This is a genomic window from Methylobacterium sp. yr668, from assembly GCF_900116245.1.
In the GTDB taxonomy this organism is placed as follows: domain Bacteria; phylum Pseudomonadota; class Alphaproteobacteria; order Rhizobiales; family Beijerinckiaceae; genus Methylobacterium.
The window spans coordinates 1-24,469 of the sequence record NZ_FOZY01000034.1 but is presented as its reverse complement, the minus strand read 5'-3'; the positions used below and the strand labels follow the sequence as shown (position 1 = coordinate 24,469).

The 24,469-nt window shown below is 72.8% G+C and carries 20 protein-coding genes; 5 read left to right on the top strand and 15 right to left on the bottom strand.

Annotation, left to right across the window (positions count from 1 at the left end; translation table 11 throughout):
• Positions 1–110 precede the first annotated feature (110 nt).
• Complete coding sequence (locus BM419_RS26935; protein WP_020096052.1) at positions 111–671, top strand: PAS domain-containing protein; 561 nt, start codon at positions 111–113, stop codon at positions 669–671.
• Positions 652–4,128 (top strand): CheR family methyltransferase, encoded by a 3,477-nt coding sequence (locus BM419_RS26930; RefSeq protein ID WP_091928231.1) that lies wholly within the window; start codon positions 652–654, stop codon positions 4,126–4,128. Before BM419_RS26935 ends, BM419_RS26930 begins: the two co-directional genes overlap by 20 nt.
• Positions 4,129–4,331: 203 nt before the next feature.
• Here BM419_RS26930 and BM419_RS26925 read toward each other — a convergent pair whose 3' ends face one another.
• From BM419_RS26925 to BM419_RS26860, 14 genes are all read right to left on the bottom strand, one after another.
• Positions 4,332–4,748, bottom strand: a complete 417-nt coding sequence (locus tag BM419_RS26925; protein ID WP_020096054.1) for a DUF1236 domain-containing protein — start codon at positions 4,746–4,748, stop codon at positions 4,332–4,334.
• Positions 4,749–4,792: 44 nt separating this feature from the next.
• A complete protein-coding gene (locus tag BM419_RS26920) occupies positions 4,793–5,023 on the bottom strand; it encodes a hypothetical protein (protein ID WP_020096055.1) in 231 nt (76 codons plus the stop codon).
• A 166-nt stretch (positions 5,024–5,189) separates the two neighbouring features.
• The gene (locus tag BM419_RS26915; protein WP_091928230.1) at positions 5,190–6,602 is read right to left on the bottom strand and encodes an amidase; all 1,413 of its coding nucleotides are present in this window, start codon (positions 6,600–6,602) and stop codon (positions 5,190–5,192) included.
• Positions 6,583–7,515, bottom strand: coding sequence for a DUF1028 domain-containing protein (locus BM419_RS26910; RefSeq protein ID WP_091928229.1), 933 nt, complete (start codon positions 7,513–7,515; stop codon positions 6,583–6,585). Before BM419_RS26910 ends, BM419_RS26915 begins: the two co-directional genes overlap by 20 nt.
• Before the next feature lie 149 nt (positions 7,516–7,664).
• Positions 7,665–8,408 (bottom strand): ABC transporter ATP-binding protein, encoded by a 744-nt coding sequence (locus tag BM419_RS26905; RefSeq protein WP_091928228.1) that lies wholly within the window; start codon positions 8,406–8,408, stop codon positions 7,665–7,667.
• The gene (locus tag BM419_RS26900) at positions 8,401–10,230 is read right to left on the bottom strand and encodes a branched-chain amino acid ABC transporter ATP-binding protein/permease (RefSeq protein ID WP_091928227.1); all 1,830 of its coding nucleotides are present in this window, start codon (positions 10,228–10,230) and stop codon (positions 8,401–8,403) included. Before BM419_RS26900 ends, BM419_RS26905 begins: the two co-directional genes overlap by 8 nt.
• Positions 10,223–11,056: a branched-chain amino acid ABC transporter permease gene (locus BM419_RS26895; RefSeq protein ID WP_020096060.1), complete on the bottom strand. Its 834-nt coding sequence runs from the start codon at positions 11,054–11,056 to the stop codon at positions 10,223–10,225. Before BM419_RS26895 ends, BM419_RS26900 begins: the two co-directional genes overlap by 8 nt.
• 358 nt (positions 11,057–11,414) lie before the next feature.
• A complete protein-coding gene (locus tag BM419_RS26890; protein ID WP_091928226.1) occupies positions 11,415–12,581 on the bottom strand; it encodes a substrate-binding protein in 1,167 nt (388 codons plus the stop codon).
• Between the two features lie 37 nt (positions 12,582–12,618).
• Positions 12,619–13,464, bottom strand: coding sequence for a nitrilase family protein (locus BM419_RS26885; protein ID WP_091928225.1), 846 nt, complete (start codon positions 13,462–13,464; stop codon positions 12,619–12,621).
• A 175-nt stretch (positions 13,465–13,639) separates the two neighbouring features.
• Positions 13,640–14,266 carry an ANTAR domain-containing response regulator gene (locus BM419_RS26880; RefSeq protein ID WP_020096063.1) on the bottom strand — a complete coding sequence of 209 codons (627 nt, stop codon included), beginning with the start codon at positions 14,264–14,266 and terminating at the stop codon, positions 13,640–13,642.
• Positions 14,263–15,417: a transporter substrate-binding domain-containing protein gene (locus tag BM419_RS26875; RefSeq protein WP_091928224.1), complete on the bottom strand. Its 1,155-nt coding sequence runs from the start codon at positions 15,415–15,417 to the stop codon at positions 14,263–14,265. Before BM419_RS26875 ends, BM419_RS26880 begins: the two co-directional genes overlap by 4 nt.
• 146 nt (positions 15,418–15,563) lie before the next feature.
• Positions 15,564–16,058: a hypothetical protein gene (locus tag BM419_RS26870; RefSeq protein ID WP_091928223.1), complete on the bottom strand. Its 495-nt coding sequence runs from the start codon at positions 16,056–16,058 to the stop codon at positions 15,564–15,566.
• Positions 16,059–16,068: 10 nt separating this feature from the next.
• On the bottom strand, positions 16,069–17,214 hold the full coding sequence (locus BM419_RS26865) for a zinc-dependent alcohol dehydrogenase (RefSeq protein ID WP_244540873.1): 1,146 nt from the start codon (positions 17,212–17,214) through the stop codon (positions 16,069–16,071).
• Positions 17,215–17,323: 109 nt separating this feature from the next.
• Positions 17,324–17,902, bottom strand: a complete 579-nt coding sequence (locus BM419_RS26860; RefSeq protein ID WP_020096067.1) for a DNA-3-methyladenine glycosylase — start codon at positions 17,900–17,902, stop codon at positions 17,324–17,326.
• Between the two features lie 153 nt (positions 17,903–18,055).
• Here BM419_RS26860 and BM419_RS26855 point away from each other — a divergent pair, with 153 nt between their 5' ends.
• Positions 18,056–19,780, top strand: a complete 1,725-nt coding sequence (locus BM419_RS26855; RefSeq protein ID WP_056524564.1) for an adenylate/guanylate cyclase domain-containing protein — start codon at positions 18,056–18,058, stop codon at positions 19,778–19,780.
• Between the two features lie 122 nt (positions 19,781–19,902).
• Here the strand turns inward: BM419_RS26855 and BM419_RS26850 are convergent, their stop codons facing one another.
• The gene (locus BM419_RS26850) at positions 19,903–21,162 is read right to left on the bottom strand and encodes an MFS transporter (protein WP_091928222.1); all 1,260 of its coding nucleotides are present in this window, start codon (positions 21,160–21,162) and stop codon (positions 19,903–19,905) included.
• Positions 21,163–21,255: 93 nt separating this feature from the next.
• Between BM419_RS26850 and gcvA the strand changes: the two genes are divergently transcribed.
• Positions 21,256–22,143 carry a transcriptional regulator GcvA gene (gene gcvA, locus BM419_RS26845; RefSeq protein WP_091928221.1) on the top strand — a complete coding sequence of 296 codons (888 nt, stop codon included), beginning with the start codon at positions 21,256–21,258 and terminating at the stop codon, positions 22,141–22,143.
• Positions 22,144–22,353: 210 nt separating this feature from the next.
• The gene (locus BM419_RS26840; protein WP_091928220.1) at positions 22,354–24,435 is read left to right on the top strand and encodes a helicase-related protein; all 2,082 of its coding nucleotides are present in this window, start codon (positions 22,354–22,356) and stop codon (positions 24,433–24,435) included.
• The last annotated feature ends 34 nt before the right edge of the window (positions 24,436–24,469 follow it).

Below are 24,469 nucleotides of genomic sequence, written 5' to 3'. Positions count from 1 at the left end.
CGACCTCGCGGGCACCATCGCGGGCGTCCTCGGCACGGGGCCCGGCGGGCGGGCGGGCCCGGGAGCGGACCGGCAGGGCCGCGCCGAACGGAGGCGACAGGGAAGCTACCGTGGACACGCAGACCATCCCGGCCGAACTCACGACCTTCTTCGAGAAATCCCACATCGCCCTGGCGCTGGCCGCGGCGGGCGACGACAACGTCCTGCTCCTGGTGAACGAGCGGTTCCACCAGCTCACCGGCTACACGGGCGCGGAGGTCGTCGGGCGCAATTGCCGCCTCCTCCAGCGCGACGCCGACAACCGGGAGGCGCGGGCCAAGATCCACGCCTTCCTGGAGAACGACCGTCAGGACACGGTGCGCACGCCGATCGTGAATTTCCGCAAGGACGGGAAGCCCTTCGTCAACCTTCTGTACATGTCCAAACTGAAGGCGCTCTCGGGCGAGGTGCGCTACCTTTTCGCATCCCAATTCGACGTCAGCCGCTCGCAACCTGAGTTGCTTTCCGCCTACGATGCAGAACTGGGCCGGACCCTGTCCCGGCTGACCCCGACGCTTGCGGAGAGTGGGCTCGTCATCGAGGGCTCGCTGATGACGATCGCCAACACGGTCGCCACGGTCGCGCAGGCCAAGCTCACGCTCGCGGATCTCGATGCACCAGGATTTCCTTAGCGCCCCCGGCGGCGAGGCCTCGGAGGTCCTGGACGGCGCCGGCACGGTGACGGCCCCGCCCTTCGCCGGGCCCGTCGTGGGCATCGGCGCCTCGGCGGGGGGCCTCGAGGCCCTGCGGGAGATGCTGGCGCGCGCCCGGCCGCCGACCGGCATGGCCTTCGTCATCGTCCAGCACCTCGACCCCAACCACGAGAGCATGCTGGCGCAGCTCCTCGACCGGCAGACCGAGCTGGAGGTTCTCCAGTGCGAGGGCGGGGAGCGGATCGCGGGCGACAAGGTCTACATCATCCCGCCCGGGCGCGGCCTCGTCATCCAGAACGGCGTCCTCGAACTCACCCACTTCGTCCAGCCGCGGGGCCTGCGCCGGCCGATCGACGACTTCTTCCTGTCGCTCGCGGTCGACCAGCAGGCCAACGCCGCCTGCGTGATCCTGTCGGGCACGGGGGCCGACGGCACGACCGGCCTGCGGGCCATCAAGGAGCACGGCGGCGTCTGCGTGGTGCAGCAGCCCGACACCGCCCGCTACGACGGCATGCCGCTCTCGGCGGTCGGGACCAGCCTCGTCGACTTCGTGCGGCCGCCGGGCGAGATCGTCGACTGCCTCACCACCTTCTTCCGCCGCCGCGGCACCGACGCCGTCGACGCCGAGTCCCGCCTCGTCGCCGACCACATCGACGACCTCTGCCGGGTCATCCGCGCGGCGGTGGGCCACGACTTCGCCGGCTACAAGCGGACCACCCTGGTCCGGCGGGTCGAGCGGCGCATGCACGTCCTCGGGCTCGAGTCCGGCCGGGCCTATCTCGGCCGCGTCCGGGCCGACAAGACCGAGTGCGAGGCGCTGTTCCGCGACCTCCTGATCAACGTCACCCGCTTCTTCCGCGACGCCGAGATGTTCGAGCTCCTCCGGGAGCGCGTGGTGGAGCCCCTGCTGCGCACCCGCGATCCCGAGGAGGACATCCGGGTCTGGATCCCGGGCTGCTCCAGCGGCGAGGAGGCCTACAGCATCGCCATGCTGTTCGCCGACGCCGCCCGCCGCCTCGGGCTGCCGCCGGCGGTCCAGATCTTCGCCACCGACATCGACGAGCGCATGCTCCAGATCGCCCGGGAGGCGACCTACCCGGCCGCCGCGCTCGCCGACATCCCGGCCCATCTGCGGGAGCGCTACGTCGTCCTCCACGCCGAGCGCTTCACCGTCGCGGCCGAGATCCGCGACCTGATCCGCTTCTCCAGCCACAGCCTGGTCAAGGACCCGCCCTTCTCGCGGGTCGACCTCCTGTCCTGCCGCAACCTGCTGATCTACTTCGACGAGCGCCTCCAGCAATCGGTGGTGCCGCTGTTCCACTACGCGGTCCGGCCGGGGGGCTACCTGTTCCTCGGCCCCTCGGAGAGCGTCAGCCGCTTCGAGCACCTGTTCCCGGTCATCGACCAGCACGCCCGCCTGTTCGAGCGGCCGCCGGGCGCGCCGCAATACCCGATCGACCTGCCCGGGAGCGCCCGCCGGGGCGAGGCCCGGCGCGGCGGGCGCGAGGAGCGGCGCGGCGAGCCCTCGATCGCCGACGAGACCGTGGCGGTGCGCCGCGTCATGGAGCGCTACGCCCCGCCCAGCATGGTGCTCAACGAGGACGGCGGCATCATCGCCGCCTACGGGCGCCTGAGCCGCTACTTCGACTTCCCGGTGACCCGGACCGGCGGCACCAGCGCCATCACCCTGGCGCGCCCGGGCCTGCGCGACGTCATCGGCCCGCTGCTCCGCCAGACCCGCGACGCGCGCAAGCGCGTGGTCGTCCGCGACGTGGAGATCCGCTCGGAATACGGCGTCCAGCCGGTGGAGCTGATCTGCGATCCCCTGCCCGACGGCTCGATGCTCCTGGTGCTGCGCGACACCGGCGCCTTCCGGGCGGCGGACGACCTCGACCTGATCGAGATGGATGCCGGCGGCGACCACGTCGAGGCGCTGGAAGAGGAGCTGCTGCGCACCCGCTACAAGCTGCGCTCGGCGGTCGAGGAACTGGAGACGACGAACGAGGAGCTGAAGAGCTCCAACGAAGAAATGATGTCGATGAACGAGGAGCTCCAGTCGACGAACGAGGAGCTGTCCACGGTCAACGACGAGCTGAAGACCAAGGTCGAGCAGCTCACCATCGCCAATGCCGACCTGCGCAATTTCTTCGAATCCACCGACCTCGCCGTCGTGGTGCTCGACCGCGAGCTGAGGGTGCGCAGCTTCACCACGTCGGCCACCACGATCTTCCCGCTGCAGCCGGGCGATCGCGGCCGCCCCCTCGCCGACGTGTCGAGCCGGCTCGCCGGGCACGAGTACCTGCACGACGCCCAGGAGGTCTGCGCCGGCGGCTCGGTGATCCAGCGGCGCGTCGCCACCCGGGACGGGGAGCGCACGCTCTCGCTGCGGGTGCTGCCCTACCGCCTGCAGAACGGCAGCGTCGACGGCGCCACCCTGGTGCTCACCGACATCACCGAGGCGCTGTCGCTGGAGCGCCAGCTCGCCGCGGAGCGCGAGCGGCTGGAACTGGCCGTGAAGGCCGGGGGCATCGGCGTCTGGGAATACAGCCCGGATGCCGGGACCGTCGTGGTCGACAGCATCGCCGGCACGATGTTCGGCCTCGCTCCCGACACCCCGCACCCCACCGCGTCCCTGGCGGCCAGCGTGCTGCCCGAGGACCGTCCCGGCTTCGAGGCGGCGCTGTCCGAGGCGGCGCACGGGCTAAACGAGTTCGAGGCGCGCATCCGCGTACGCGCCGCCGACCACGCGCCGCGGCACATCCGCAGCTACGGGCGCCTGACCCGGAGCGGCGACCGGAAGCGGATCGTCGGCGTCTGCATCGACGTGTCGCCCGAATACGCGCTCGCCGAGACCCGCGACCTGATGCTGCGGGAGATGAACCACCGGGTGAAGAACCTGTTCGCGATCATCGGCGGCATGATCTCGGCGGGCGCCCGCACGCACCGGGAGATCGGCGTCTTCGCCACCGACATGCGCGACCGCATCTCGGCCCTCGGGCGGGCGCATTCCCTGGCCGACCCGTCCGACGGCCAGGGCATGAGCGACCTCGCGGGCCTGATCGGCGCGACCCTGCGCCCGTACCGCGACCACGTCCCCACGGTGATCGAGGGCCCCCTCGTGGCGATCAACTGGCGGCACGTGTCGTCGCTGGCGATGATCCTGCACGAGTGGGCGACGAACTCGGTGAAGTACGGCGCGCTCGGGGCCGACGACGGCGCGCTGTCGGTCACCTGGGACCGGCAGGAGGCGGGACTCGTCCTGGACTGGTGCGAGCGGATGGCCCGTGTCCCGGAGCCGAGGCCCGGACGAGGTTTCGGGACGATGCTGGTGGAGATGTCCCTGCGCCAGCTCGAAGCGACCGTGACGCGCAGCCACGACGCCGCCGAGTACCGGATCACGCTGCATCTGCCCGAGGCGGCACTCCTGCGGGGCTGACGCGCGCTCAGGGATATCCGTGCGTCGGCCGTCCTTGCGAGCGCAGCGAAGCAATCAAGTCGGCGCCACGCTTGCCGATGCTGCGCGACCCTGGATTGCTTCGCTGCGCTCGCAAAGACGGCGAGGTCTCCCGATCCTTCACCGCGGGTTCGGGAGGAGTCACGATGCCGGAGGGCGCCGGACGAACCGGCGCCCCGCCCCCCTCAGTCGATGACTTCGACGATGCGGTGGCCGCGATCGACCAGGACGGGCTGGTCGTTCACGATGGTGTAGCGGTAGCCCGGACGCACCCGGTACTCGGTGGGCACGTCGTAGTAGGTGACGCTGTCCTCCGGCAGCACGGTGCCGACCCGGACCGGGCCGCCCCAGCTGTAGGAGCGCGCGCCGCGCTCGCGGACGTAGCTGCGGAACCGCGGGCGGTCGTCGACGCCCAGGATGCCGCCGACCGTGCCGGTCGCCGCGCCGACCGCGCCGCCGACGATGCCGCCGACCGGACCGGCCGCGTCGGCGCCGACCGCCGCACCCTCGGCCGCGCCCCGCAGGGTGCCCTGCGCCTGGGCGGCCGCCGGGAGGGCGAGGAGGCCGGCGGTCGCCAGCGACAGAAGAAGCTTGTTGGTCATGCTGAGATCTCCAAGGTCGTCAGGGCGCGGCTGGCCGCCGGGGATCAGTTGCAGCCTTCCTTGTGGACGGTCTTGGAGTTGCCCATGCCGTCCTCCTTATGGACGGTCTTCGAACCGCAATCGACGCTGCCGGTGGTGACCTCGCGCTTCTCGACGACGGTGTCGCGGTGGTCGACGACGGCGGGCCCGTCGCGGCGGATGACGGTGGTCTCCTCGGCGCTCGCCGCGCCGCACAGGGCCGCGAACAGGGCGCCCGAGAGAATGATGGTCCGCATGGTTGGCCTCCTGACTTCAATCGAAGCCAGCAACGGCAGCGGCGGAGAAAGGGTTCCACGCGCATTGATCGGTAGATCACGCGGATATTCGCGATGCGGCACGGTATTGGTTGTGTACAATCGACCGCCCCCGTCCCGCTCAGCTGTTCGGGACGGGAGCGACGCCTCAGCCGGCCAGGGGCGGCACCCGGGACCACCACGCGTGCGCCCGCTCGTACTGGTGGGCGACGCGCAGGATCTCGGCCTCGGCGAAGGGCCGGGCGGCGATCTGGAGGCTGATCGGCAGGCCGCGCCGGTCGAAGCCGCAGGGCAGCGCGATGGCGGGCAGGCCCGCGAGGTTGAACGGGTAGGTCAGGCGCCAGGAGGCCGCCAGCACGCTCTCCGCGCGCCCGCCGAGCGTCACCGCCGACTCGTCCGTCCGCCACGCGGTCAGCGGCGAGGCCGGGCCGACGATCACGTCGGCCTCGGCCAGGACGGCGGCCATCTCGTCCATGATCAGGGCCCGCACCTGCTCGGCCCGCAGGTAGTCCGGCCCGGTCACGAGCCGGCCCATCTCCACGAGGTCGCGGACGTCGGCGGCGAAGCCCGCCACGTGGCCCCGGGCGAGGCTGCGGTCGTGGTAGGCGGTCGAGGAGGCGAGCTCGATGGCGTAGATGGCGCCGAGGCCGTGGCGCAGGGACGGCACCGCGACGTCGCGCACCGCGCAGCCCCAGTCTTCGAGGAAGCGGAGCGCCGCCTCGACGGCGGCGGCGACGTCGTCGTCGATTGCGTCGAAGAAGTGGTTGCGGATCACCGCGACCCGCAGGCCCCGGATCGGCCGGTCGAGACCGGCCGTGTAGTCGGGGACCGGCGCCGCGCTGGCCGCGGGATCGCCGGGATCCGGGCCGGCGAGCGCCTGCAGCATCAGGGCGGCATCGGCCACCGTCAGGGTCAGCGGCCCGGCATGGTCGAGGGACCAGGAATGCGGCACGATCCCCGACCGGCCGACCCGGCCGTAGGTCGGCTTGAGCCCGACGATCCCGCACAGGGCGGCCGGGATCCGGATCGAGCCGCCCGTGTCCGAGCCGAGCGCGGCCGGGCAGAGGCGGGCCGCGACCGCCGCGCCCGAGCCGCCGCTGGAGCCGCCGGGCACCCGGTCGGGGTCCCAGGGGTTGCGGGTCGGCGGCGTGACCATGCCCCAGGCGAATTCGTGCATCCGCGTCTTGCCGAGGATCACCGCGCCGGCCGCCCGCAGCCGCGCCACGGCGTGGCTGTCGGCCGCCGGGAAGGTCAGGGCCTCCACCGCCGTGCCGGCCCGGGTCGGCATGTCGGCGGTGGTGTAGTTGTCCTTGACGGCGATCGGGATGCCGTGGAGCGGGCCGCGCGGCCCCGTCCGGGCGATCTCGGCATCGGCCGCGCGCGCGGCGTCGAGGGCCGCGGGCGCGAGGTGGACCATGCTGTTCAGGGCGCCGTCGAGGCGCGCGATCCGGTCGAGGCTGGCGCCGACGAGCTCGACGCTCGACAGCTCCCGCGCCGCGATCCGCCGCGCGAGCTCGGTGATCGGGGCTTGCCAGAGGGGGTCAGTCGCGGCGGTCGTCATGGGGCACCCGGCGGTAGGGGAGCGTCGGATCGAACACGACCGGCGGGTGGATGTCCGCGAGGTCGAGGTCGCGGAGCCGCGCGATCTCGGCGAGCACCGGCGCGAACTGGGCCAGCAGGTGCGCGACCCGCCGGGGCTCCTGGCGCAGGCCGACGACGTCGCGCAGCAGGTCGGGGGCTACATCCCCGGCGGCGCCCGGCCGCTCGGCGGGGGGCCTGAGCAGCATCGCCACGACGTCGTCCGGCAGGGCGCCGGCCGGGCCGTCCTTCCGGGGCATGCCGGCCACGAACGGCACGAGCTGACGGCGGGCGACCGCGAGGACGCGGCGCAGCTCGGCGACGGGCTCGGCGTGCTCGTCGACCCGCAGGTCGAGGAGCGGGTACTCCTCGCCGGCGACGATCTTGAGCGCCGCCGACTGCTTGCCGCGCCGGTCGCCGCCGGCCGCGTCGCCGGCCTCCAGGCTGCGCATCAGCCGCTCGTCGAGATCCTGGGCGGCGCTCCCCTCGAAGGCCGCCGCCATGGCGTCGACCACGCCCGGCCCGGCGAGCATGTTGCCCTGGACGGCGTAGCCGGGCCCGGTGCGGTGGCCGGCCGCCGGCGTGCATCCGGCGCCGGTCCAGGCGGCGGCCCGCCCCTGCCCGTCGACGAGGCCGAGCTGGCGCAGGTCCGGACGGTCGTCGGTGGCGAGGGCCGCCGCCAGCGCGGCGTCGGGATCCTGCCCGCCGGCCAGCCCGTCGAGGATGCGGGCGGCGAGGTAGGGGTTCACCCAGGACTGGGTGGTGACGGCCCCGATCCCGGCCCTGAGGAACGGGCACAGCCCGCCCACCGCCGGGACGGCGCTCGCCACCGCGACGCCGAGCTGGCCGGTCCGCGGGCAGCGGGCGGCGATCGAGAAGGTGTTGAGTTCTCTCATGCGCTTACGGCTTCCTCCTCCCTGCTCCCGATCCACCGCCGTCTTTGCGAGCGCAGCGAAGCAATCCAGCAGCGCCCCGTCCGGGAGCGTGGCGCGACCCTGGGTCGCTTCGCTGCGCTCGCGATGACGGTGGCGGATCCGGGTCGACCTCACACCGCCAGATGGTCGATGACGCGCGCCCGCGCGTCCGGCGCCTGCGCCGGACCGCTGTCGACGATCTCGCCGAGCTTGAGGACGGCGTAGCGATCGGCGAGCGCCAGCGCGAAGGCGACGTGCTGCTCCACCACCAGCATGGACACGCCCGCGGCCCGCTCGGCCTGGAGCACGCCGCGCAGGCGCTCGACCATGGAGGGCTGCACGCCCTCGGAGATCTCGTCGATCAGCAGGAGGCGCGGGCGCAGCATCAGGGCGCGCCCGAGGATCAGCATCTTCTGCTCGCCCCCGGAGAGGGTGCCGGCCCGCTGGGCCAGCCGGTCCTTCAGGAACGGGAAATGGCCGAACAGACGCTCCAGCGCCTCCGGCAGCATCCGGTCGGAGGGCACCGCGAGGCGCAGGTTGTCGCGGATCGACAGGTCCTGGAACAGGGGCTGCTCCTGCGGCGCGTAGCCGACGCCGAGCGCGTTGAGCTTGGCCGGCGTGAGGCCGGCGAGCGCCTGGCCCCCGACCGTGATGGCGCCGCCGCGCAGGGCCACCATGCCCAGGACGGTCTTGAGCAGCGTGGTCTTGCCCATGCCGTTCTTGCCCAGCAGCGCCACGATCTCCCCCGGCCCGACCGAGAGGGACACGTCCCGCACGATGGCGACGGCGCCGTAGCCGCTCGACACCCCGTCGAGGGCGAGGGCGGCCCCCGCCGGCGCGATCTGCCGTGCTGCCCGCTGTGCTGCCTCACCCATGGGCGCCTCCCGAGTAGATGGTCCGGACCAGTTCGGAGCCCACGACGTCCTCGACCGTGCCGTCCAGGACCAGCCGGCCCTGGTGCAGCACCACGATCCGCGACGAGATCTCGCGCACGAAATCGAGGTCGTGCTCGACCAGCACGGCGGCGATCCGGCCCTCGGCGGTGAGCGCCTTGAGGACGGTCCCGATGGTGGTGCGCTCGGCCTTGGTCAGGCCCGCGGTGGGCTCGTCGAGCAGGATCAGCCGCGGCTCCAGCGCCACCACCATGGCGAGCTCCAGCGCCTGCTTCTGGCCGTGGGACAGGAGGCGCGTCGGCTGCGTCAGCTGGCGGTCGAGGCCGGTCATGCGCAGGACGTCGAGGGCGGGCTGCGGCAGGCCCAGCGTCTCGGCCCGCCCGACCGGGCTCAGGCCGTCGTGGGACGCCCGGGCGAGGCGGAGGCAGTCGGCCACCGACAGGCTCTCGAACACGCTCGCCACCTGGAACTTGCGCCCGACGCCGAGGCCGACGATCCGGTTCGGCGTCAGCCCGGTGATCGGCGTGCCGCCGACGGCGATCGCGCCCTTGAACGGCTCGGTGCCGTCGCTGAGGCAGCGCATCAGCGTGGTCTTGCCGGCGCCGTTGGGCCCGACGAGGCTGACGAGCTCGCCCGCCCGGATCTCGAGGTCGATGCCCTCCAGCACCGTCAGGGCGCCGTAGGCCTTGGCGAGGTTCTCGACCTTGAGGATCGGGGTCCCGGTCGCCTCGGTGCCGGTCACCTCCGGCCCGGCCGCCTCGGTCCCGGCCGCCCGCGCGACGAGGCGCGGCGGCGCCGGCTGCCGCCGGCCCACCGGCAGCGCCCGCCAGAGGCGGCCGACGAGGTCGGCGAGGCCGCCCGGCAGCAGGATGATGATGACCACGAAGGCCGAGCCCAGGAGGAGCTGCCAGAGGAACGGCAGGTCGCCCGAGAGATTCGCCGCGAGGTAGTCGATCGCGACGGTGCCGAGCACCGGGCCGAGCAGCGTGCCGCGGCCGCCGAGCGCCACCCAGATGACCAGCTCGGTGCCGAACAGGAAGCCGGCATTCTCGGGCGCGACCACGCCCGAGGCGTTGGCGAACAGGAAGCCCGCGAGCCCCGCCACCGCGGCGAGGGACGCGGTCAGCCGGATCTGCAGGCGCCGCGGGTTGAGGCCGAGATAGGCGCAGCGCGCCTCGTTGTCCCGGAGCGCCACGAGGGCGCGGCCGGCATCGGCCCGGACCAGGATCCAGGCCGCCAGCGTGACGGCGATCAGGAACAGGGCCGCGAGGCGGAAATAGCCCTCGGTCTCGAAGGGCAGCACGTCGAAGCCGACGAGGCCGCTGCTGGAGCCGGTCCATTCCCCGCCCGCGTAGATGAGCTGCACGACGACGATCGGGACGACGAGCGAGATCACCGAGGCGTAGAGCGGGGTCGAGCGGTGGTAGAAGGACAGCCAGCCGACCGCGAGGCCGAGCAGGGCCGGCGCGACGAGCGCCGCCGCGATGGCCGCGGCGATCCCGAGCGGCGTCGCCCCGTAGGCGGCGAGGATCATCGCGGTGGCGTAGGCGCCGATGCCGAAGAACGCCGCCTGGCCGAAGGTCAGGATCCCCGCGAAGCCCCAGAGCAGGTCCACCGTGACGGCCAGCACCGCGTAGATCATCGAGCGGGTCAGGACGTTGACCGCGAAGGTGTCGAGGACGAGCGGCGCGATCCAGAGGGCCAGCGCCGCCAGGCCCGCGACCACGAAGGGCGCGGCGCGGGACAGGCGGCGTCCGCGGGGCGCCGCGGCGGCGCGCTCGGCGACGGGCAGGGTCTCAAGCACGGGAGAAACCTTTCGGGCTGATCCGCAGCACGAGGGCGGCGAGCACCGCGACGGCGATGCTGCCCAGGATCGGGCTCACGAAGGTACTGATCAGGACCTGCGCGGCCCCGAAGACCAGGCAGGCCGCCGCAAGCGCCAGGTACGAGGCGTCGGCGACCATCACCAGCATGAAGGCGCCGATCAGCCAGGAGACGCCCATGTTCGGATCGACGCTGGTGAGCGGCGTGAGCAGGACGCCGGCGAGGCCGGCGAAGCCGGCGCCGAGCATGAACACGACGAGGCGCACCCGGCCCGTGTCGATGCCGAGGCTGCGCGCCAGGGTCTCGTTCATGATCACCGCCCGGGCCGAGAGGCCGAGCCGGGTCCGCTCGATGGTGAGCGCGAACAGCGTGCCGATCGCCAGCGCGATGCCGAGCGCCACGAGGCGGTAGGCGGAGTAGTCGACGCCGAGGAACGCGACGGTGCCGGCGTAGAGGTTCGGGGTGAGCTGGACGTCCCGGCCGAAGGCCAGGGTGATGAGCTGCCCGACCACGATGCCGAGCCCCCAGGTGGCGAGAATCGCGTCCAGCGGCCGCCGGTAGAGCGGGCGGATGATGAAGTGCTCGGCGAGCCCGCCGAGCGCCGCGCCGACGACGAAGGCGAGCGGCAGGGCGAGCCACGGATTGAGCCCGAGCCGGGCGGTCACCACCGCGCAGTAGGCCCCGACCGTCAGCCACGCCCCGTGGGCGAAGTTGATGATCTTGAGCACGCCGAAGATCGCCAGGAGGCCGATCGCGACGATGAACAGGATCGCCGCCGTGGTCAGGATGTCGAGGGTGAGCAGCATCGGGGATTCCGGGTGCGCGTGTCGTCGCGGGCTGAGGGAGGGATTTGGCGGGTGACGACGGTCCCCTCCCCCTCTGCGGGCTTGCCGAGTCACGTATTGACCACGGCACCGCGGCTTCCGGACCGGGCGCGGGTCCCCTCTCCCGTGCGGGAGAGGGACATGGGTGAGGGGTGTGACCTCTCCGGAGAAGTCTCGTCCAAGACAGCGCGACGACGGCGCGCTCGATCCTGGAGCGTCTAATCCCTCACCCCAACCCTCTCCCGCACGGGAGAGGGGGCACGTGGCGCTCCGTCATCGACGTCGGCGCGAGACGGGTGGATATCGTCGCCCGCCCGGGCGAGGCCTCGTGCCCCGCCCCTCACTGCAGCTTCGGGCACTGCTCGCCGGGATCGACGTCCTTGAAGGTGCCGGCGACCTTCACGGTGCCGTCCTTCTGGATCTGGCCGAGATACATGGTCAGCGGCGCGTGGTGCTGCTTGCTCATGGTGATCGTGCCCCGCGGCCCGGTGAAGCTCACGGTCGGGAGCGCCTCCAGGACCTTGGCGGTCTCGGTCCCGCCCGCCTTCTCGACGGCGGCCTTGTAGAGGTAGATCGCCTCGTATTCCGGCACCGAGAGGTCGTTGGGCGTGCGCAGCTCCGCGCCGAACTTCTTCTGCATCGCCGCCAGGAACGCCTTGTTCTCCGGGCTGTCGATCCCGGTGACGTAGGAGGCCGAGAGGTAGACGCCCGCGGCGTCCGCGCCCATGCTCTTGGCGGTGCCCTCGTCCAGCGCGAGGTTGGCGAAGGGCAGCGACACGCCCGCGCCGCGCAGCTGCTTGGTCAGCGTCACGTTCGGCGCGCCGCCCGCGGTCGAGGTGATCAGCGCGTCGGGCTTGGCCTCCTTCAGCTTGGAGATGATCGCCGTCCAGTCGCTGCCGTCCATCGGCAGGTACTCCTCGCCGACCACCTTGCCACCGGTCTTCTCGACGTAGCTCTTGGCGAAGCCCAGCATGCCGCGGCCGAAGGCGTAGTCGCTGCCGATCAGGAAGTAGGTCTTGGCGCCCTTTGCCTTGAAGGCGTCCACCACCGGCGGCACCTGCTGCTCCGGCACCCAGGCGTCCACGAACATGTTCTTGTTGCAGGAATGGCCCTCGTAGAACGAGGTGTAGATGTACGGCACCTTCCCCTTGGTGACGGCGGGCAGGCCGGCGTTGCGGGCCGCGCTCGTCTCCATCGAGATGAGGACGTCGACCTTCTTCTGGTAGATCAGGCTGTCGAAGGCCTTCTGGGCGCCGGCCGCCCCCGAGGCGTCGTCGGCCACCTCCAGGACGAGCTTGCGGCCGAGCACGCCGCCCTTGGCGTTGATCTCCTCCACGGCGAGCTCGGCCGACTGCACCACCGAGGGGGCGACGACGCTGTTGGCGCCCGACAGGCCGATCGGGATGCCGATGACGATCGGCTTGCCGTCGGCGGCCTGCGCGGCCGTGGCGGCCTGCGCGGCGGCGAGGGCGAGCGCCGCGGCGCCGACGAGGGACCATTTCACCATGAACGAACTCCTTGGATGACGACGGTGCGAAGCGGGCTCAGCCGTAGATGTCGGCGCGGCGGTCGCGCAGGAGCGAGTTGAACGCGTTGAGGTCCTTGCGCCCGGCCGCGTCGAGGTCGACCAGCGCCGAGACGGTCTCGGTGCGGTCGCGGCTCGCCGGGCCGGCGAGCGGCCAGCCCTTGGGGCCGATGATCAGGCTCTGCCCCTCGAAGGGCTGGCCGCGCTCGATTCCGACCCGGTCGGCGCAGGCGATGAAGATCCCGTTCGAGTGCGCGGCGGCCCGGTGCAGGGTGTTGGCCATGGCGGCCTCGCCGTCGGGCTGGTCGGGCATCGGCACCCAGTTGGTCGGGACGCAGACGATCTCGGCGCCGGCGAGCGCCAGCTGCCGGAAGGTCTCGGGGAACCAGCCGTCGTAGCAGATCGCGACGCCGACCTTCCCGAGCGCGGTGTCGAAGACCGGGAAGCCGAGATCGCCCCTGGCGAAGAACACGTTCTCCTGGTCCCAGAGATGCGCCTTGCGGTAGGTGCCGATGTAGCCCTCCGGCCCGACGATCACGGCGGCGTTGTAGAGGGTCTCGCCGGCGGATTCGGCGATGCCCGCCACGATGTGCACGCCGAGCTCCGCGGCCAGCGCCGCCCAGGCGCGGGTGGTCGGGCCGTCCGGCACCGGCTCGGCCAGCGCGGCGGCCTCCGCGGCGGATTCGAACACGTAGCCGGTGCTCGCGAGTTCCGGCAGCACGATCAGCCGGCCGCCCTCGGCGGCGGCCGCGCGGACGAGGTCCGACGCGCGCGCCATATTCGCGTCGACCGCGCCGAATTCCGGCTCGAACTGGATGCACGACACCCGTATCGGCGGGCGCGCGGGATCGTTCGCTTGGACCATGAGAGCTCCGAAACGCAAAAAGCCCCTGGGCGCGGAGACAGATCATCCGCGAACCAGAGGCTTCAAAGCCGTGATGTCGTGCAGCACTGCTGCTGCGGGGCAACCCTGCCCGGTTAGACTACGATACGCACCCCGAAACAGACCGCAAGACCATAAATGCGGCAGGCTGCTGCGATCAAGTCTTTTCCGCCAACGCGATGCGCAGGCCGAGACCGCTCATCGCCTCGTGGGCCGAGACCACGCTCTCGGCCACGCTCGCCATCGGCACGCGGGCGGCGGTGGCCCGGTCCCGGAGCATCTTGTAGGCGGCGTCCTCGTCGATCCGGTTCAGGTCCACGAGCAGCCGGACCGCCTTCTCGACGGTGCGGCGGCCCTTCATGGTCTCCTCCAGCCGGTTGATCTTGCTGGTGAGCCGGCCCTCGTAGCCGCGCCGGTAGCGGGCCAGGGCGAACTGGGTCAGCACGCCCCGCGGGTGGAGCGGCTTGTTGAGCACGCCGTGGGCGTTGACGTCCGCGATCGCCTTGAGCGAGGTCGGGCTCTCGTAGGCCACGATGGCGATGACCGCCGGCTCGATCGCCTCGATCGACGGCAGCAGGTGCATCACCTGGGCGTCGTCGAGCTGGATGAACAGCGTGTCGATGTCGGCCGGCAGGGCGGCGGGCGGCGGCCACGCCAGGGAGACCGCGCAGCCGAGGCGGCGGAGCTGCTCCAGCAAAGCGGCGGCCTCCTCGTCCCGGGGATGGATGACGAGGGCGCGGGCGCGCCGCAGGTCGTCCAGGATCTTGCGGGCGGGGGCGGTCACGCGGCGAGCCCCTCCTCCAGCCAGTTCGTCTCGAATCGGGACCACGCGAGGTACGGGTCGGGCCGCACCGGCCGCCGCGCCCGCCAGACGACGTCGAACTGCCCGTCCGCGCGGGCGACCCCGATGCCGGGGGTGAGCCAGATGTGGCGCGTCTCGCCGTCGAAGGCGAGTTCGCCCTCCGGCGCCGCGAGGCGCTGCCGCAGGGCCGCCGCGCCGAGGCGCTCGGCGTCGAGGGTGCCGGCCTCCGCGAGCGCCCGGGCGAAGAGGTGGACCTGCGCGTAGGCGGTCTCCGACCACATGCTGGTGGGGCGCTCAGGCCCGAACCGGGCCTGGAAGGCGGCGACGAAGCGCCGGTTCTCCTCGCCGGGCAGCGCGCCGAAATACGGCGCCGCGAGGACGTGGCCGGTGCAGTGCTCGGGGCCGATCGCGCGGATCTGGCCCTCCGCCAGGGTGAGGCTGGCGATCGGGCAGCGGGCGCGGTCGATGCCGGACGCGGCGTAGGCGCGGTAGAGCCGCTCGGCGCCGCGCCCGACCACCGTGGAGAAGACCGCGTCCGGGGCAGCGTCGCGGATCGCCGCGATCATGGCGGCGTGGGCTGCGTCGTCCGCGTCGAGGGCCGCGTAGAGCTCGCCCGCGATGGTCCCGCCCTTCGCCTCGATCAGGTCGCGCATGACCCGGTTCGATTCCCGCGGGTAGATGTAGTCGGACCCGATCAGGAAGATCCGCGGCCCGTGCTCCTGCATCAGGTAGTCGGCCAGTGCGAAGACGTTCTGGTTGAGGGTCGCGCCGGTGTAGATGATGTTCTCCGAGTACTCGAAGCCCTCGTAGATCGACGGGTACCAGAGCAGGCCGTTGTGCCGCTCGACGGTGGAGAGCACCGATTTCCGGCTCGCCGAGAGCGAGCAGCCGAACACCACCTCGACCCCGTCCTCGGCGAGCATCCGCCGGGCCAGGGTGCGGTAGGCGTCGTTGTCGCCGGCGGGGTCGTAGCAGACGGGCTCGATCGGGCGCCCGAGCACGCCGCCGGCCCGGTTGATCTCCTCGATCGCCAGGGCGGTGCCGAGGAAGTGCTCGGTCTCGGTGATGCCGCTCACCCCGCTGCGGGAGAACAGGACGCCGACCCGCCACGTCGCTTCATCCTTGGCCGCCATGGTCCCCCCGGGCTCGCCGCAGGCACCCGGAGGGCTGCGCGCCCCGCTGTCCTAGCCGAGGGAGGACCCGCCGCGAAAGCCGTTCCCCGCGCCGTCGTCCGGGGGCGCCGGGGGCGGACCCGGGACGGAGCGGCTCCGGGGCGGCCCTAGCGCCGCTGCGCCCGGGCCAGGCGCGAGACCAGGATCCCGAGCCCGATCGCCGCGCCGGTCAGCGCGAGCTTCGCCGCCAGCCCGGACCGGTTGTGGGCCAGCTCGGCCCGGGCGCCCATCTCGGCCGGGACGTTGGGGACGCGGCCCCGCGCGATGTCGTCGACCACGCCCTCGACCACGTTCACCCGGTCGGCGGCCATCAGCATCAGCCAGTGCGCCCACTGGGACTCGCTGTAGCGGAACGCCTGCCGGCGGATGACGCCGCTCACGCCGCGCGGCGGGGTCGACGTGCCGACGACCGCCGGCCGGGCGTTGTACTCGATCGAGGTGAGGACCTCGACGCGCGCCCGCTGCTGCGGCGGCCGCGTCCAGTTCATGCCCCGGCTGTCGTCGCGCGCGATGTCGCGCATCGGGTAGGTCGGATCGTTCTGCGGATCCGCGTCGACGCCCCAGCCCGGGACCGTCGACGGATCGATCGGACGGTTTCTCATCGCCCCCTCCTCACGCGCGTGCCGTCGGGGGGACCAGGACCGGCTTGATGCAGCCGTCGAGCTTGGCCGAGAAGAGGTGGTAGGCATCCGCGGCCTCCTCGAGGGGCACCTTGTGGGTGATCAGTTCCTTGGGGTTCAGGCGGCCCGCCTCGATATGGGCGATCAGCTTCGGCAGCAGGCGCTTCACCGAGGCCTGGTTGGCCCGGATGGTGATGCCCTTGTTCAGGACGTTGCCGATCGGGATCAGGTTGCCGGTCGGCCCGTAGACCCCGACGATCGAGACGATCCCGCCCTTCTTGACCGCGTTGATCGCCCAGTGGAGCGCCACCGCCGAGCCGCCCTCGAGCTTCAGCTTGGTCCCCATCAGGGTATGCAGGGCGCTCCCCGCCGCGTCGCCGCCGACCGCGTCGATGCAGACGTCGGCACCGAGCGAATCGGTGGTCTTCTTCAGGAAGACCACGGGATCCCCGATCGAGCGGAAATTGTAGACCTCGGCGGGACAGTACCGCCGCGCGAAGTCGAGCCGGTACTCGACGTGGTCGATGACGATCACGCGGCCGGCCCCGAACAGCCACGCGCAGCGCGCCGCCATGATGCCGACCGGTCCGGCGCCGAAGACCACGACGGTGTCGCCGCGCTGGATCCCGCCCATCTCGGCCGCCTGATAGCCGGTCGGCACGACGTCGGTGAGCAGCACCGCGTCGTCGAGGTCCATCGTCTCGGGGATCTTGCAGGGGCCGACATCGGCGTAGGGCACCCGGACGTACTCGGCCTGGCCGCCGTCGTAGCCGCCGGCGGTGTGCGAGTATCCGTAGATGCCGCCGACCGCGGTCGCCTGCGCGTTCGCCTCGTGGCAGTTCCCGAACAGCCCCTGCTTGCAGAAGTGACAGCGGCCGCAGGCGATGTTGAACGGGACCAGCACGTGGTCGCCGACGGCGAGATTGCGCACGCCGGAGCCGACCTCCTCAACAACGCCGGTGAATTCGTGGCCGAACGTCGTGCCGACGCGCGTATCCGGCACCATTCCATGGTACAGGTGAAGATCAGATCCGCAGACGCAGGTCCGCGTAACTCGGATGACCGCATCCTCAACATGCTCGCACACGGGGATCGGCTTGCGATCGACGCGCACGCGGTACGGCCCGCGGTAGTTCATCGCCAGCATGCCGGGGCTCCCTCGTCCACGACCGGGGAACCGCAGGCGGGTGCCCAAGTTCCCGGCGGCCGCGGCGGGGCGCGAGGTGACGCGCGGCGGGCGGCCGCCCTCATCCGGCGGCCGGCCCTGCCTTCCGCGCCGGGCGGCTCACGAACCGGGAGCCGGCGAGCAGGAAGCGCCAGGGCGTCTCGGCGCCGCGGGTGATGCCGATGCGCCGGTCGCTGACCACGTCGACGCCCCCGGAATCGCCCGCGGCGCGCGGCTCGAACCGGAACGGCGCCCGCGCGAGGGGTGCTCCGTCGAGCGCGTCGGTGACGCCGAGGGCCTGGCAGAGGCGGCCGGGGCCGGCGCAGAGGAGGCGCGGATCCTCCAGGCCGCGGCGCGCCCGCATGGCGGGAAGCCCCTCGGTCGGCGCGAGGGCCCGGAGCAGCACGGCGCTGCCGGGCTCGCAGACGAGGTTCAGGCACCAGTGCATCCCGTAGGATCGGTACACGTAGGCGTGGGCCGGCGGGCCGAACATGCTGGCGTTGCGCCGGGTCGGGCCGCGGAAGCTGTGGGAGGCCGGATCGGTGCTGTCGTAGGCCTCGGTCTCGACGATGATCCCGCCGGCCGCGCCGACGAACAGGCGGGCGCCGATCAGGTCGGAGGCCACCGCGGCGGCGCTGCGGGCGAAGAAGGTGTCCAGCATCGGGGCTCCGGCGCGGGCGGCCCCGCGCGATCCGCGTCGCCGGGATCCGGCGAAACGCGGGCGATTAGAAATAAATCGGACGCAACGGAAGTCTTGCTGGTACGAGGGGCCCGTGAATGGCGGGCCCAGAACCGATCCCCTCGGACCTCCAGCATGGTGCGCACAGCCTCGATCGCGACGCTCCGGTCCGCCGAGTCGGGCGCGCAACCCCGGTCGGCCCCGCGCGCCGCGCGGCTGCGCCTGAACCTCCGGCGCCTCCGGCTGGCCAGCGGCCTGATCCTGTTCGGCTACGTGCTGACCCACCTGCTGAACCACGCCCTGGGCAACGTCTCCCTCGACGCCATGGAGGACGGCCTCGACCTCGTCACGGCCGTCTGGCTCAACCCCGTCGGCCTGACGCTGCTCTACGGCGCCCTGGTGGTCCACCTGCTGCTCGGGCTCCAGGCCCTCTACGCGGCCCGCTTCTTCCACTGGCGGCCGTCCGAGACCCTGCAGCTGGTCTCGGGCCTGCTGATCCCGCCGCTGCTCATCAGCCACATCGTCGGGACCCGGGTCTCCTTCGTCACCGAGGGGCTCGACAAGGGCTACGCGCAAGAACTCTACGCCTTCTGGATCGCCTCGCCGATCCTCGGCCTGATGCAGGTCACGGTCCTGGTCGTCGCCTGGATCCACGGCTGCATGGGCCTGTATTTCTGGCTGCGGCTGAAGCCCGGCTTCGACCGCATGGCGCCCTGGCTGCTGGCGCTCGCGGTGCTGGTGCCGGTCCTGTCGCTGCTGGGCTTCGCGCAGGGCGGCCGGATGGTCATGACCCTGGCGCAGGATCCGGCGTGGCGCGCGGCGGCGCTCCAGCCGGTCCATGTCGGGCTGCCGGACCAGGTGGCGCGGCTCGCCGCCGTCCGGGACGGGCTGCTCGGGACCTACGCGGGCCTCGTGGCGGCGGTGATCGCGGCCCGCGGCGCGCGGACGCTCGCCGAGATCAAGCGCGGCACGATCCGGCTCAGCTACCCGGACGGACGGGTGGTGCGGGTACCCCGCGGCACGAGCGTCCTGGAGGCGAGCCGGCGCAACCGGATCCCCCATGCCAGCGTCTGCGGCGGCCGCGGCCGGTGCTCGACCTGCCGGATCCGGGTGACGGACGGCAGCGACGGGGCGCCGGCGCCCGGCCGCACCGAGCGGGCGGTGCTGGAGCGCATCGCGGCCGGCCCGGGGGTGCGCCTCGCCTGCCAGTTCCGGCCGGAGACCGACATGGCCGTGGTGCCGCTGCTGCCGCCGCAGCCGCGGATGCGCCAGGCCGACCTGCTCGACCGGGCGCAGTCGGGCGAGGAGCGCTTCATCGTGGCGATGTTCGTCGACCTGCGCGGCTCGACGCGGCTCGCCGAGGAGCGCCTGCCCTACGACACGGTGTTCATCATCAACCGCTTCCTCGGCGCGGTCGGCGACGCCGTGCGCGAGGCCGGCGGCTCGACCAACCAGTTCCTCGGCGACGGCCTGCTGGCCCTGTTCGGCCTGGAGACGGAGGCCGAGGCGGCCGCCCGGGAGGCCCTGAGGGCGATCGACCTCATCGCCGAGTCGGTCGACACCCTGAACGGGCTCCTGGCGGCCGACCTGGAGCACACCCTCCGGTACGGGATCGGCGTGCATGCCGGCCCGGCGATCGTCGGCGAGATGGGCGACGCCACCGACGCCCGGTTCACGGCGCTCGGCGACACCGTCAACGTCGCGGCCCGGCTCCAGGGCCTGACCAAGGTCCTCGGCTGCGTGGCGGTGGTGTCGGAGGCGGTCTACGCGGCGGCCCGCGTGGCGCCGGCGGAGATCCGGGACGTGGCGGTGGACGGCCGGTCCGAGGCCGTCCGGGTCAGCACCCTCGGAAACGCCTGACGCGAACGTCGTTGCGAGCGGAGCGAAGCAATCCAGAGTGGTACCGCGGTTCTCGGCGTCGCGCATCCCCGGGTCGCTTCGCTGCGCGCGCGATGACGGGTGATCCGAGCGGACGGCGCGCCTCAGGCCCGCTGCCGGTGCGCCGCCCCGAGGCGCGGCGCCAGGGCCAGCATCAGCGGCACCACGGCGAGCGCCGTCCCGGCCGCCGCCACGGCCGCCCAGTGCGGGCCAGCCGCGTCGCCGAGCCGCCCGTAGAGCAGCGGTGCCGCCAGCGCGCTGCCGCCGAGCGTCCAGGTGTAGAACACCGCGAAGGCCCGCTCGACCCGGCCGCCGGGCGCCAGCTCCGGGACGGTCCCGTAGAGGACCGACGAGGTGCCGTTCAGCATCACGCCGAGCAGCGGCAGCAGGATCAGCCCGGGAGCCAGCGGCAGCACGATCACCGCCAGGATCGCCAGTGCCGTCCCGGTCTCGGTGAGGATCACGGTCCGGGTCACGCCGAGGCGTTCCCCGAGGCGCCCGCAGACCGCCTTGCCGAGCGCGCCGCCGACGAAGACCAGCGACAGGGCGAGGCCCACCGTGGTCAGCGCCGCGCCCTTCTCCTGCAGCAGGAACGGCAGGTAGAGCAGGAAGGCCGGCCGCGCGGCGTTGTCGAGCATGCCGATGGCGACGAGCAGCCGGAAGCCCGTGCCGCTCCCCGACCCGGTCGCGGACGCATGGGGCGCCGGCCGCGCAGCGGCGCCGCCGCTGCGTGACGCCGGATCACGCGGCAGCAGGCGCGCGACCGCGAGCGCGACCACGATCCCGGCGCCGGCGATCACCCAGAGCGCGTGCCGCCAGCCCGTCAGGGTCAGCAGCAGGCCGACCAGGGGCGGGACCGCCGCCTTCCCGAGATCGCCGGTGAAATTGTAGGTGCCGAGCGGGCCGCGGGCGCCGGGCCCGTAGGCCCGGGCGATCACCGCGGACGCCAGGGGATGCTGGGTGCTGCTGCCGGCGCCGCCGAGCAGGAGCCCGATTCCGAGCCCGACGAGGCCGCCCGAGGCGCCGGCGATCGCGTAGCCGGCCGCGCTGAGCACAGTACCGAGCACCAGCACGGTGCGGGCACCCCAGGCCTGGGCGAGGCGGCTCGCCGGCATCTGCAGCGCTGCCAGGGCGCCGTTGTAGAGGGAGCGCAGGAATGCCAGGGCCACGTAATCGAGGCCGAACTCCGCCTGCCAGACCGGCAGCAGCACGTAGATCAGGTCCGTGTAGCCGTCGTGCAGCGCGTGGTTCACGCCGGTGGCCACCAGCGTGCGCCGGGCGTCCGGCAGGGACGCGGCCCGGGGGGATGCGGTTTCGGAAGACGCAGTTTCGGAAGACGCGGTCAGATCGGACGCGACGGACATCCAGCCATCCTTCGTGGTGCGGCATCAGGATGGCGCCCTGGCCCGGAGCTGACAAACGACTTATGCTGACGCTCGCGTGAGGAAACCTGACCCGTGCACCGTCGCCTGCCGCCCCTCAACGCCGTGAAGGCCTTCGAGGCGGCCGCGCGGCACGGGAGCTTCACCCGCGCGGCGGACGAGCTGCGGGTCACCCACGGGGCGGTCAGCCGGCACGTCCAGACGCTGGAAGGCTGGCTCGGGCTGCCGCTGTTCGAGCGCCACAACCGGCGGGTGGTCCTCACCGAGGCCGGCACGGCCTACGCCACCGAGATCGGCGCCGCCCTCGACCGCATCGCCCTGGCCACCGCCCGGCAGGCCGAGCGCGGACGGCCGCGCCTGCTGCACGTGAACGCGCTGGCGACCTTCACACTCCGCTGGCTGATCCCGCGCCTGTCGGGCTTCCAGCGGGCCAACCCGTCGATCGAGGTGCGGCTGACCACCTCGAACGTGCCCCTCGCCAGCCTGGCCGAGCCGTTCGACGTGGCGATCCGGGGCGGCCCGGACAGCCGCCCGGGCCACCGCGCGGAGCCGTTCCTGTCCGAGCGGCGCATCCCGGTCTGCAGCCCGGACCTGCTGCGCCGGCTGCCGCTCCGGGTGCCGGAGGATCTCCGGCAGCACACGCTGCTGCACGCCGCGACGCTGCCGCGGGTCTGGCCCGACTGGCTGCGCGCGGCGGGCGTCCCGGACCTGGCGCCGCGGGCCACGGTGACGCTGGAGCATTTCTACCTGACCCTCCAGGCGGCCCTCGACGGGCTCGGCGTCGCCATGGGGCCCGAGCGGCTGATCGCCGACGACGTCGCGGCCGGGCGCCTGACCCTGCCCTTCCCGGGCCCCGCCCTGCCCGCGCGGAGCTACTACACCTACATCCCCGAGCCGCGGGCGGAGGATCCGGCGGTCCGGGCCTTCTGCGGCTGGCTCGCCGAGGCGGCGCGGCATCCGTAACGCTCCGTCATCGCGAGCGCAGCGAAGCGACCCAGGGCGGCGCGCCTTCCGTCCGGATGGCACCGACTGGATTGCTTCGCTGCGCTCGCAAAGACGGCGGAGACGCGCATCAGGGATGGCGTGCCGCCTCCGTCCGGCGCATGGATCGGATCCGGACCGCCCCCGACCGCGTCGGGGTTGGCGTCAGACGCTTCTGCCGAAGGTGACCGCATGGCGCGCAAGCGTCTCCGCCCGACGATCGAGAGCCTGATCGAGTCCCTGGAGCGGCTCGGCGTCGCCCCGGAGGCGGTCGACCTCGACCGGCTGCTCGCCCAGCTCGACCTGCCCGATTACGGCGCCGAGGTCGACGACGACCGCGTCGCCCGGGCGCTCCGGGAGATGCGGGCCGCCCGGGCCTTCGCGGAGACCGGCGTCCCGGCGATCCGGAAGGCGATCCCCAATCTCCGGGCCGTGGTCACCAAGGACCACCGCATCACTTGGCTGATCCGGACCGAGATCCCGCTCCTCGACAACGGCCGCCTGGACCTGCGCCTCGACGTGGCCCCCGAGCCGGAGGCGGCCGAGATCCTCGCCCGCATGGCCGCGCGGAACGACCCGACGCACCGCCTGGAGGCCCTGCGCGATGCCGTGGCGCGCACGGCCATCCAGGCGACCCGCGCCCTGCACAAGCCGGTCGACCGGCTGCGGGCGCAGCTCCTCGTCGACCTGCGCGAGGTCGGGGCGGACGCCGCCGCCTACATCGCCCACATGGACCGCTCGCTCCGGTCCCGGGTCTTCACGTACGGCCCGAAGCTGGCCCGCGGCCTCAACGACACGCTCACCCCCGTCCGCCGCCACGCCAAGGCGGTGGCGCGCGAGGGCTCGCGCCTGCGGCGGCTGCGCGATCAGGTCGGCTTCGGCGCCTATATCGAGCGGTTCACCGCCGCCCGGCGCCTCGACCGGAAGATCGTGTTCCACATGGGGCCGACCAATTCCGGCAAGACCTACGCGGCGCTCCAGCACCTGACCGCGGCCGGGACCGGTGCCTACCTCGCGCCGCTCCGGCTGCTGGCGCTGGAGAACTACGAGACCCTGCGCGAGCGGGGCCTGCGCGCGGGCATGATCACCGGCGAGGAGGTGCTGGGCGAGGCCGACCCGACCCACACCGCCCGCACCATCGAGACCGCCGACCTGACCCGGCCGATCGACGTGGCGGTGATCGACGAGATCCAGATGCTGTCGGACCCCGACCGCGGCTGGGCCTGGACCAACGCGCTGTTCGGCGTCGCGGCGCGGACCGTGATCGTCTGCGGCTCCGACGACGCCCTGTCGTATGTCCGCCGCGCCGCCGAGGCCGCCGACGAGTCCCTGGAGGTGATCCCCTTCACCCGCAAGTCGCCGCTCCTGCTGCTGGAGGAGCCGGTGCCGCTGGAGAAGGTCGAGGCCGGGGACGCGGTCGTCGCCTTCTCGCGCCGGGCCGTGCACGAGAACCGCGAGGTCCTCGTCGCCCGCGGTCACCGTGTGGCGACGATCTACGGCGCCCTGTCGCCGGAGGTCCGCCGGGCCGAGGCCGCGCGCTTCCGCTCCGGCGAGGCCAACGTGCTGGTGACCACCGACGCGATCGGCATGGGGCTGAACCTCGGCCCGCTGAAGCGGATCGTCTTCTCGGCGGTGCGCAAGTGGGACGGGACCGCCGAGCGGGCGCTGACCCATTCCGAGATCCGGCAGATCGCCGGCCGGGCCGGCCGCTACGGCCACCAGGATGTCGGCTACGTGGCGGCGACCGACCCGTACGCCGCCGAGCCGATCCGCACCGCCCTCTCGGGCGCCCCGACGGCTCCGGCGGCCGACACGCGCTTCTTCGTCCGCCCGGATCTCGGGGCGATCCGCTCGGTGGCGGAGGAGATGCGCACCCACAGCCTGCACGAGGTGCTGACCCACTTCGCCCGGGCGACCTTCTACGCGGGCTCGCCGTTCCAGCCCTCGGCCCTGGAGGAGGTGCTGGAGGTCGCCCGGATCGTCGACCGGGCGCGGCTGCCGATCGAGGAGAAGTTCGCCTTCTCGGTCTGCCCGATCGACCGGCGCGACGAGATCGCCATGGGGCTGCTAGAGCGCTGGTGCCAAGCGCGCGCCGCCGGCCTCACGGTCCCGGCTCTGCGCGGCAACCTCTCGGGCGCGCTCGACTACCAGGAGCGGACCGTGAAGCTCGCCAGCGCCTATCTGTGGCTGTCGCGGCGCTTCCCCGAGACCTTCGTGCGCATCCGGCGAAGGCCGCCTTGTTTGGAGGTTTATCGGCGTCCAGCTTTTCGGTGATCTGATCCGGCATCGGTGCTGGCATCGGTGCTGG

Bases quoted from the DNA above. Each gene is read 5' to 3' on its own strand.
- BM419_RS26905 (WP_091928228.1), bottom strand. From the start codon at position 8,408: ATGGGTGAGGCAGCACAGCGGGCAGCACGGCAGATCGCGCCGGCGGGG.
- BM419_RS26930 (WP_091928231.1), top strand. From the start codon at position 652: ATGCACCAGGATTTCCTTAGCGCCCCCGGCGGCGAGGCCTCGGAGGTC.
- BM419_RS26875 (WP_091928224.1), bottom strand. From the start codon at position 15,417: ATGGCGGCCAAGGATGAAGCGACGTGGCGGGTCGGCGTCCTGTTCTCC.
- BM419_RS26925 (WP_020096054.1), bottom strand. From the start codon at position 4,748: ATGACCAACAAGCTTCTTCTGTCGCTGGCGACCGCCGGCCTCCTCGCC.
- BM419_RS26890 (WP_091928226.1), bottom strand. From the start codon at position 12,581: ATGGTGAAATGGTCCCTCGTCGGCGCCGCGGCGCTCGCCCTCGCCGCC.
- BM419_RS26915 (WP_091928230.1), bottom strand. From the start codon at position 6,602: ATGACGACCGCCGCGACTGACCCCCTCTGGCAAGCCCCGATCACCGAG.
- BM419_RS26865 (WP_244540873.1), bottom strand. From the start codon at position 17,214: ATGAACTACCGCGGGCCGTACCGCGTGCGCGTCGATCGCAAGCCGATC.
- BM419_RS26910 (WP_091928229.1), bottom strand. From the start codon at position 7,515: ATGAGAGAACTCAACACCTTCTCGATCGCCGCCCGCTGCCCGCGGACC.
- BM419_RS26860 (WP_020096067.1), bottom strand. From the start codon at position 17,902: ATGCTGGACACCTTCTTCGCCCGCAGCGCCGCCGCGGTGGCCTCCGAC.
- BM419_RS26840 (WP_091928220.1), top strand. From the start codon at position 22,354: ATGGCGCGCAAGCGTCTCCGCCCGACGATCGAGAGCCTGATCGAGTCC.
- BM419_RS26870 (WP_091928223.1), bottom strand. From the start codon at position 16,058: ATGAGAAACCGTCCGATCGATCCGTCGACGGTCCCGGGCTGGGGCGTC.
- BM419_RS26850 (WP_091928222.1), bottom strand. From the start codon at position 21,162: ATGTCCGTCGCGTCCGATCTGACCGCGTCTTCCGAAACTGCGTCTTCC.
- BM419_RS26895 (WP_020096060.1), bottom strand. From the start codon at position 11,056: ATGCTGCTCACCCTCGACATCCTGACCACGGCGGCGATCCTGTTCATC.
- BM419_RS26855 (WP_056524564.1), top strand. From the start codon at position 18,056: ATGGTGCGCACAGCCTCGATCGCGACGCTCCGGTCCGCCGAGTCGGGC.
- BM419_RS26920 (WP_020096055.1), bottom strand. From the start codon at position 5,023: ATGCGGACCATCATTCTCTCGGGCGCCCTGTTCGCGGCCCTGTGCGGC.
- BM419_RS26885 (WP_091928225.1), bottom strand. From the start codon at position 13,464: ATGGTCCAAGCGAACGATCCCGCGCGCCCGCCGATACGGGTGTCGTGC.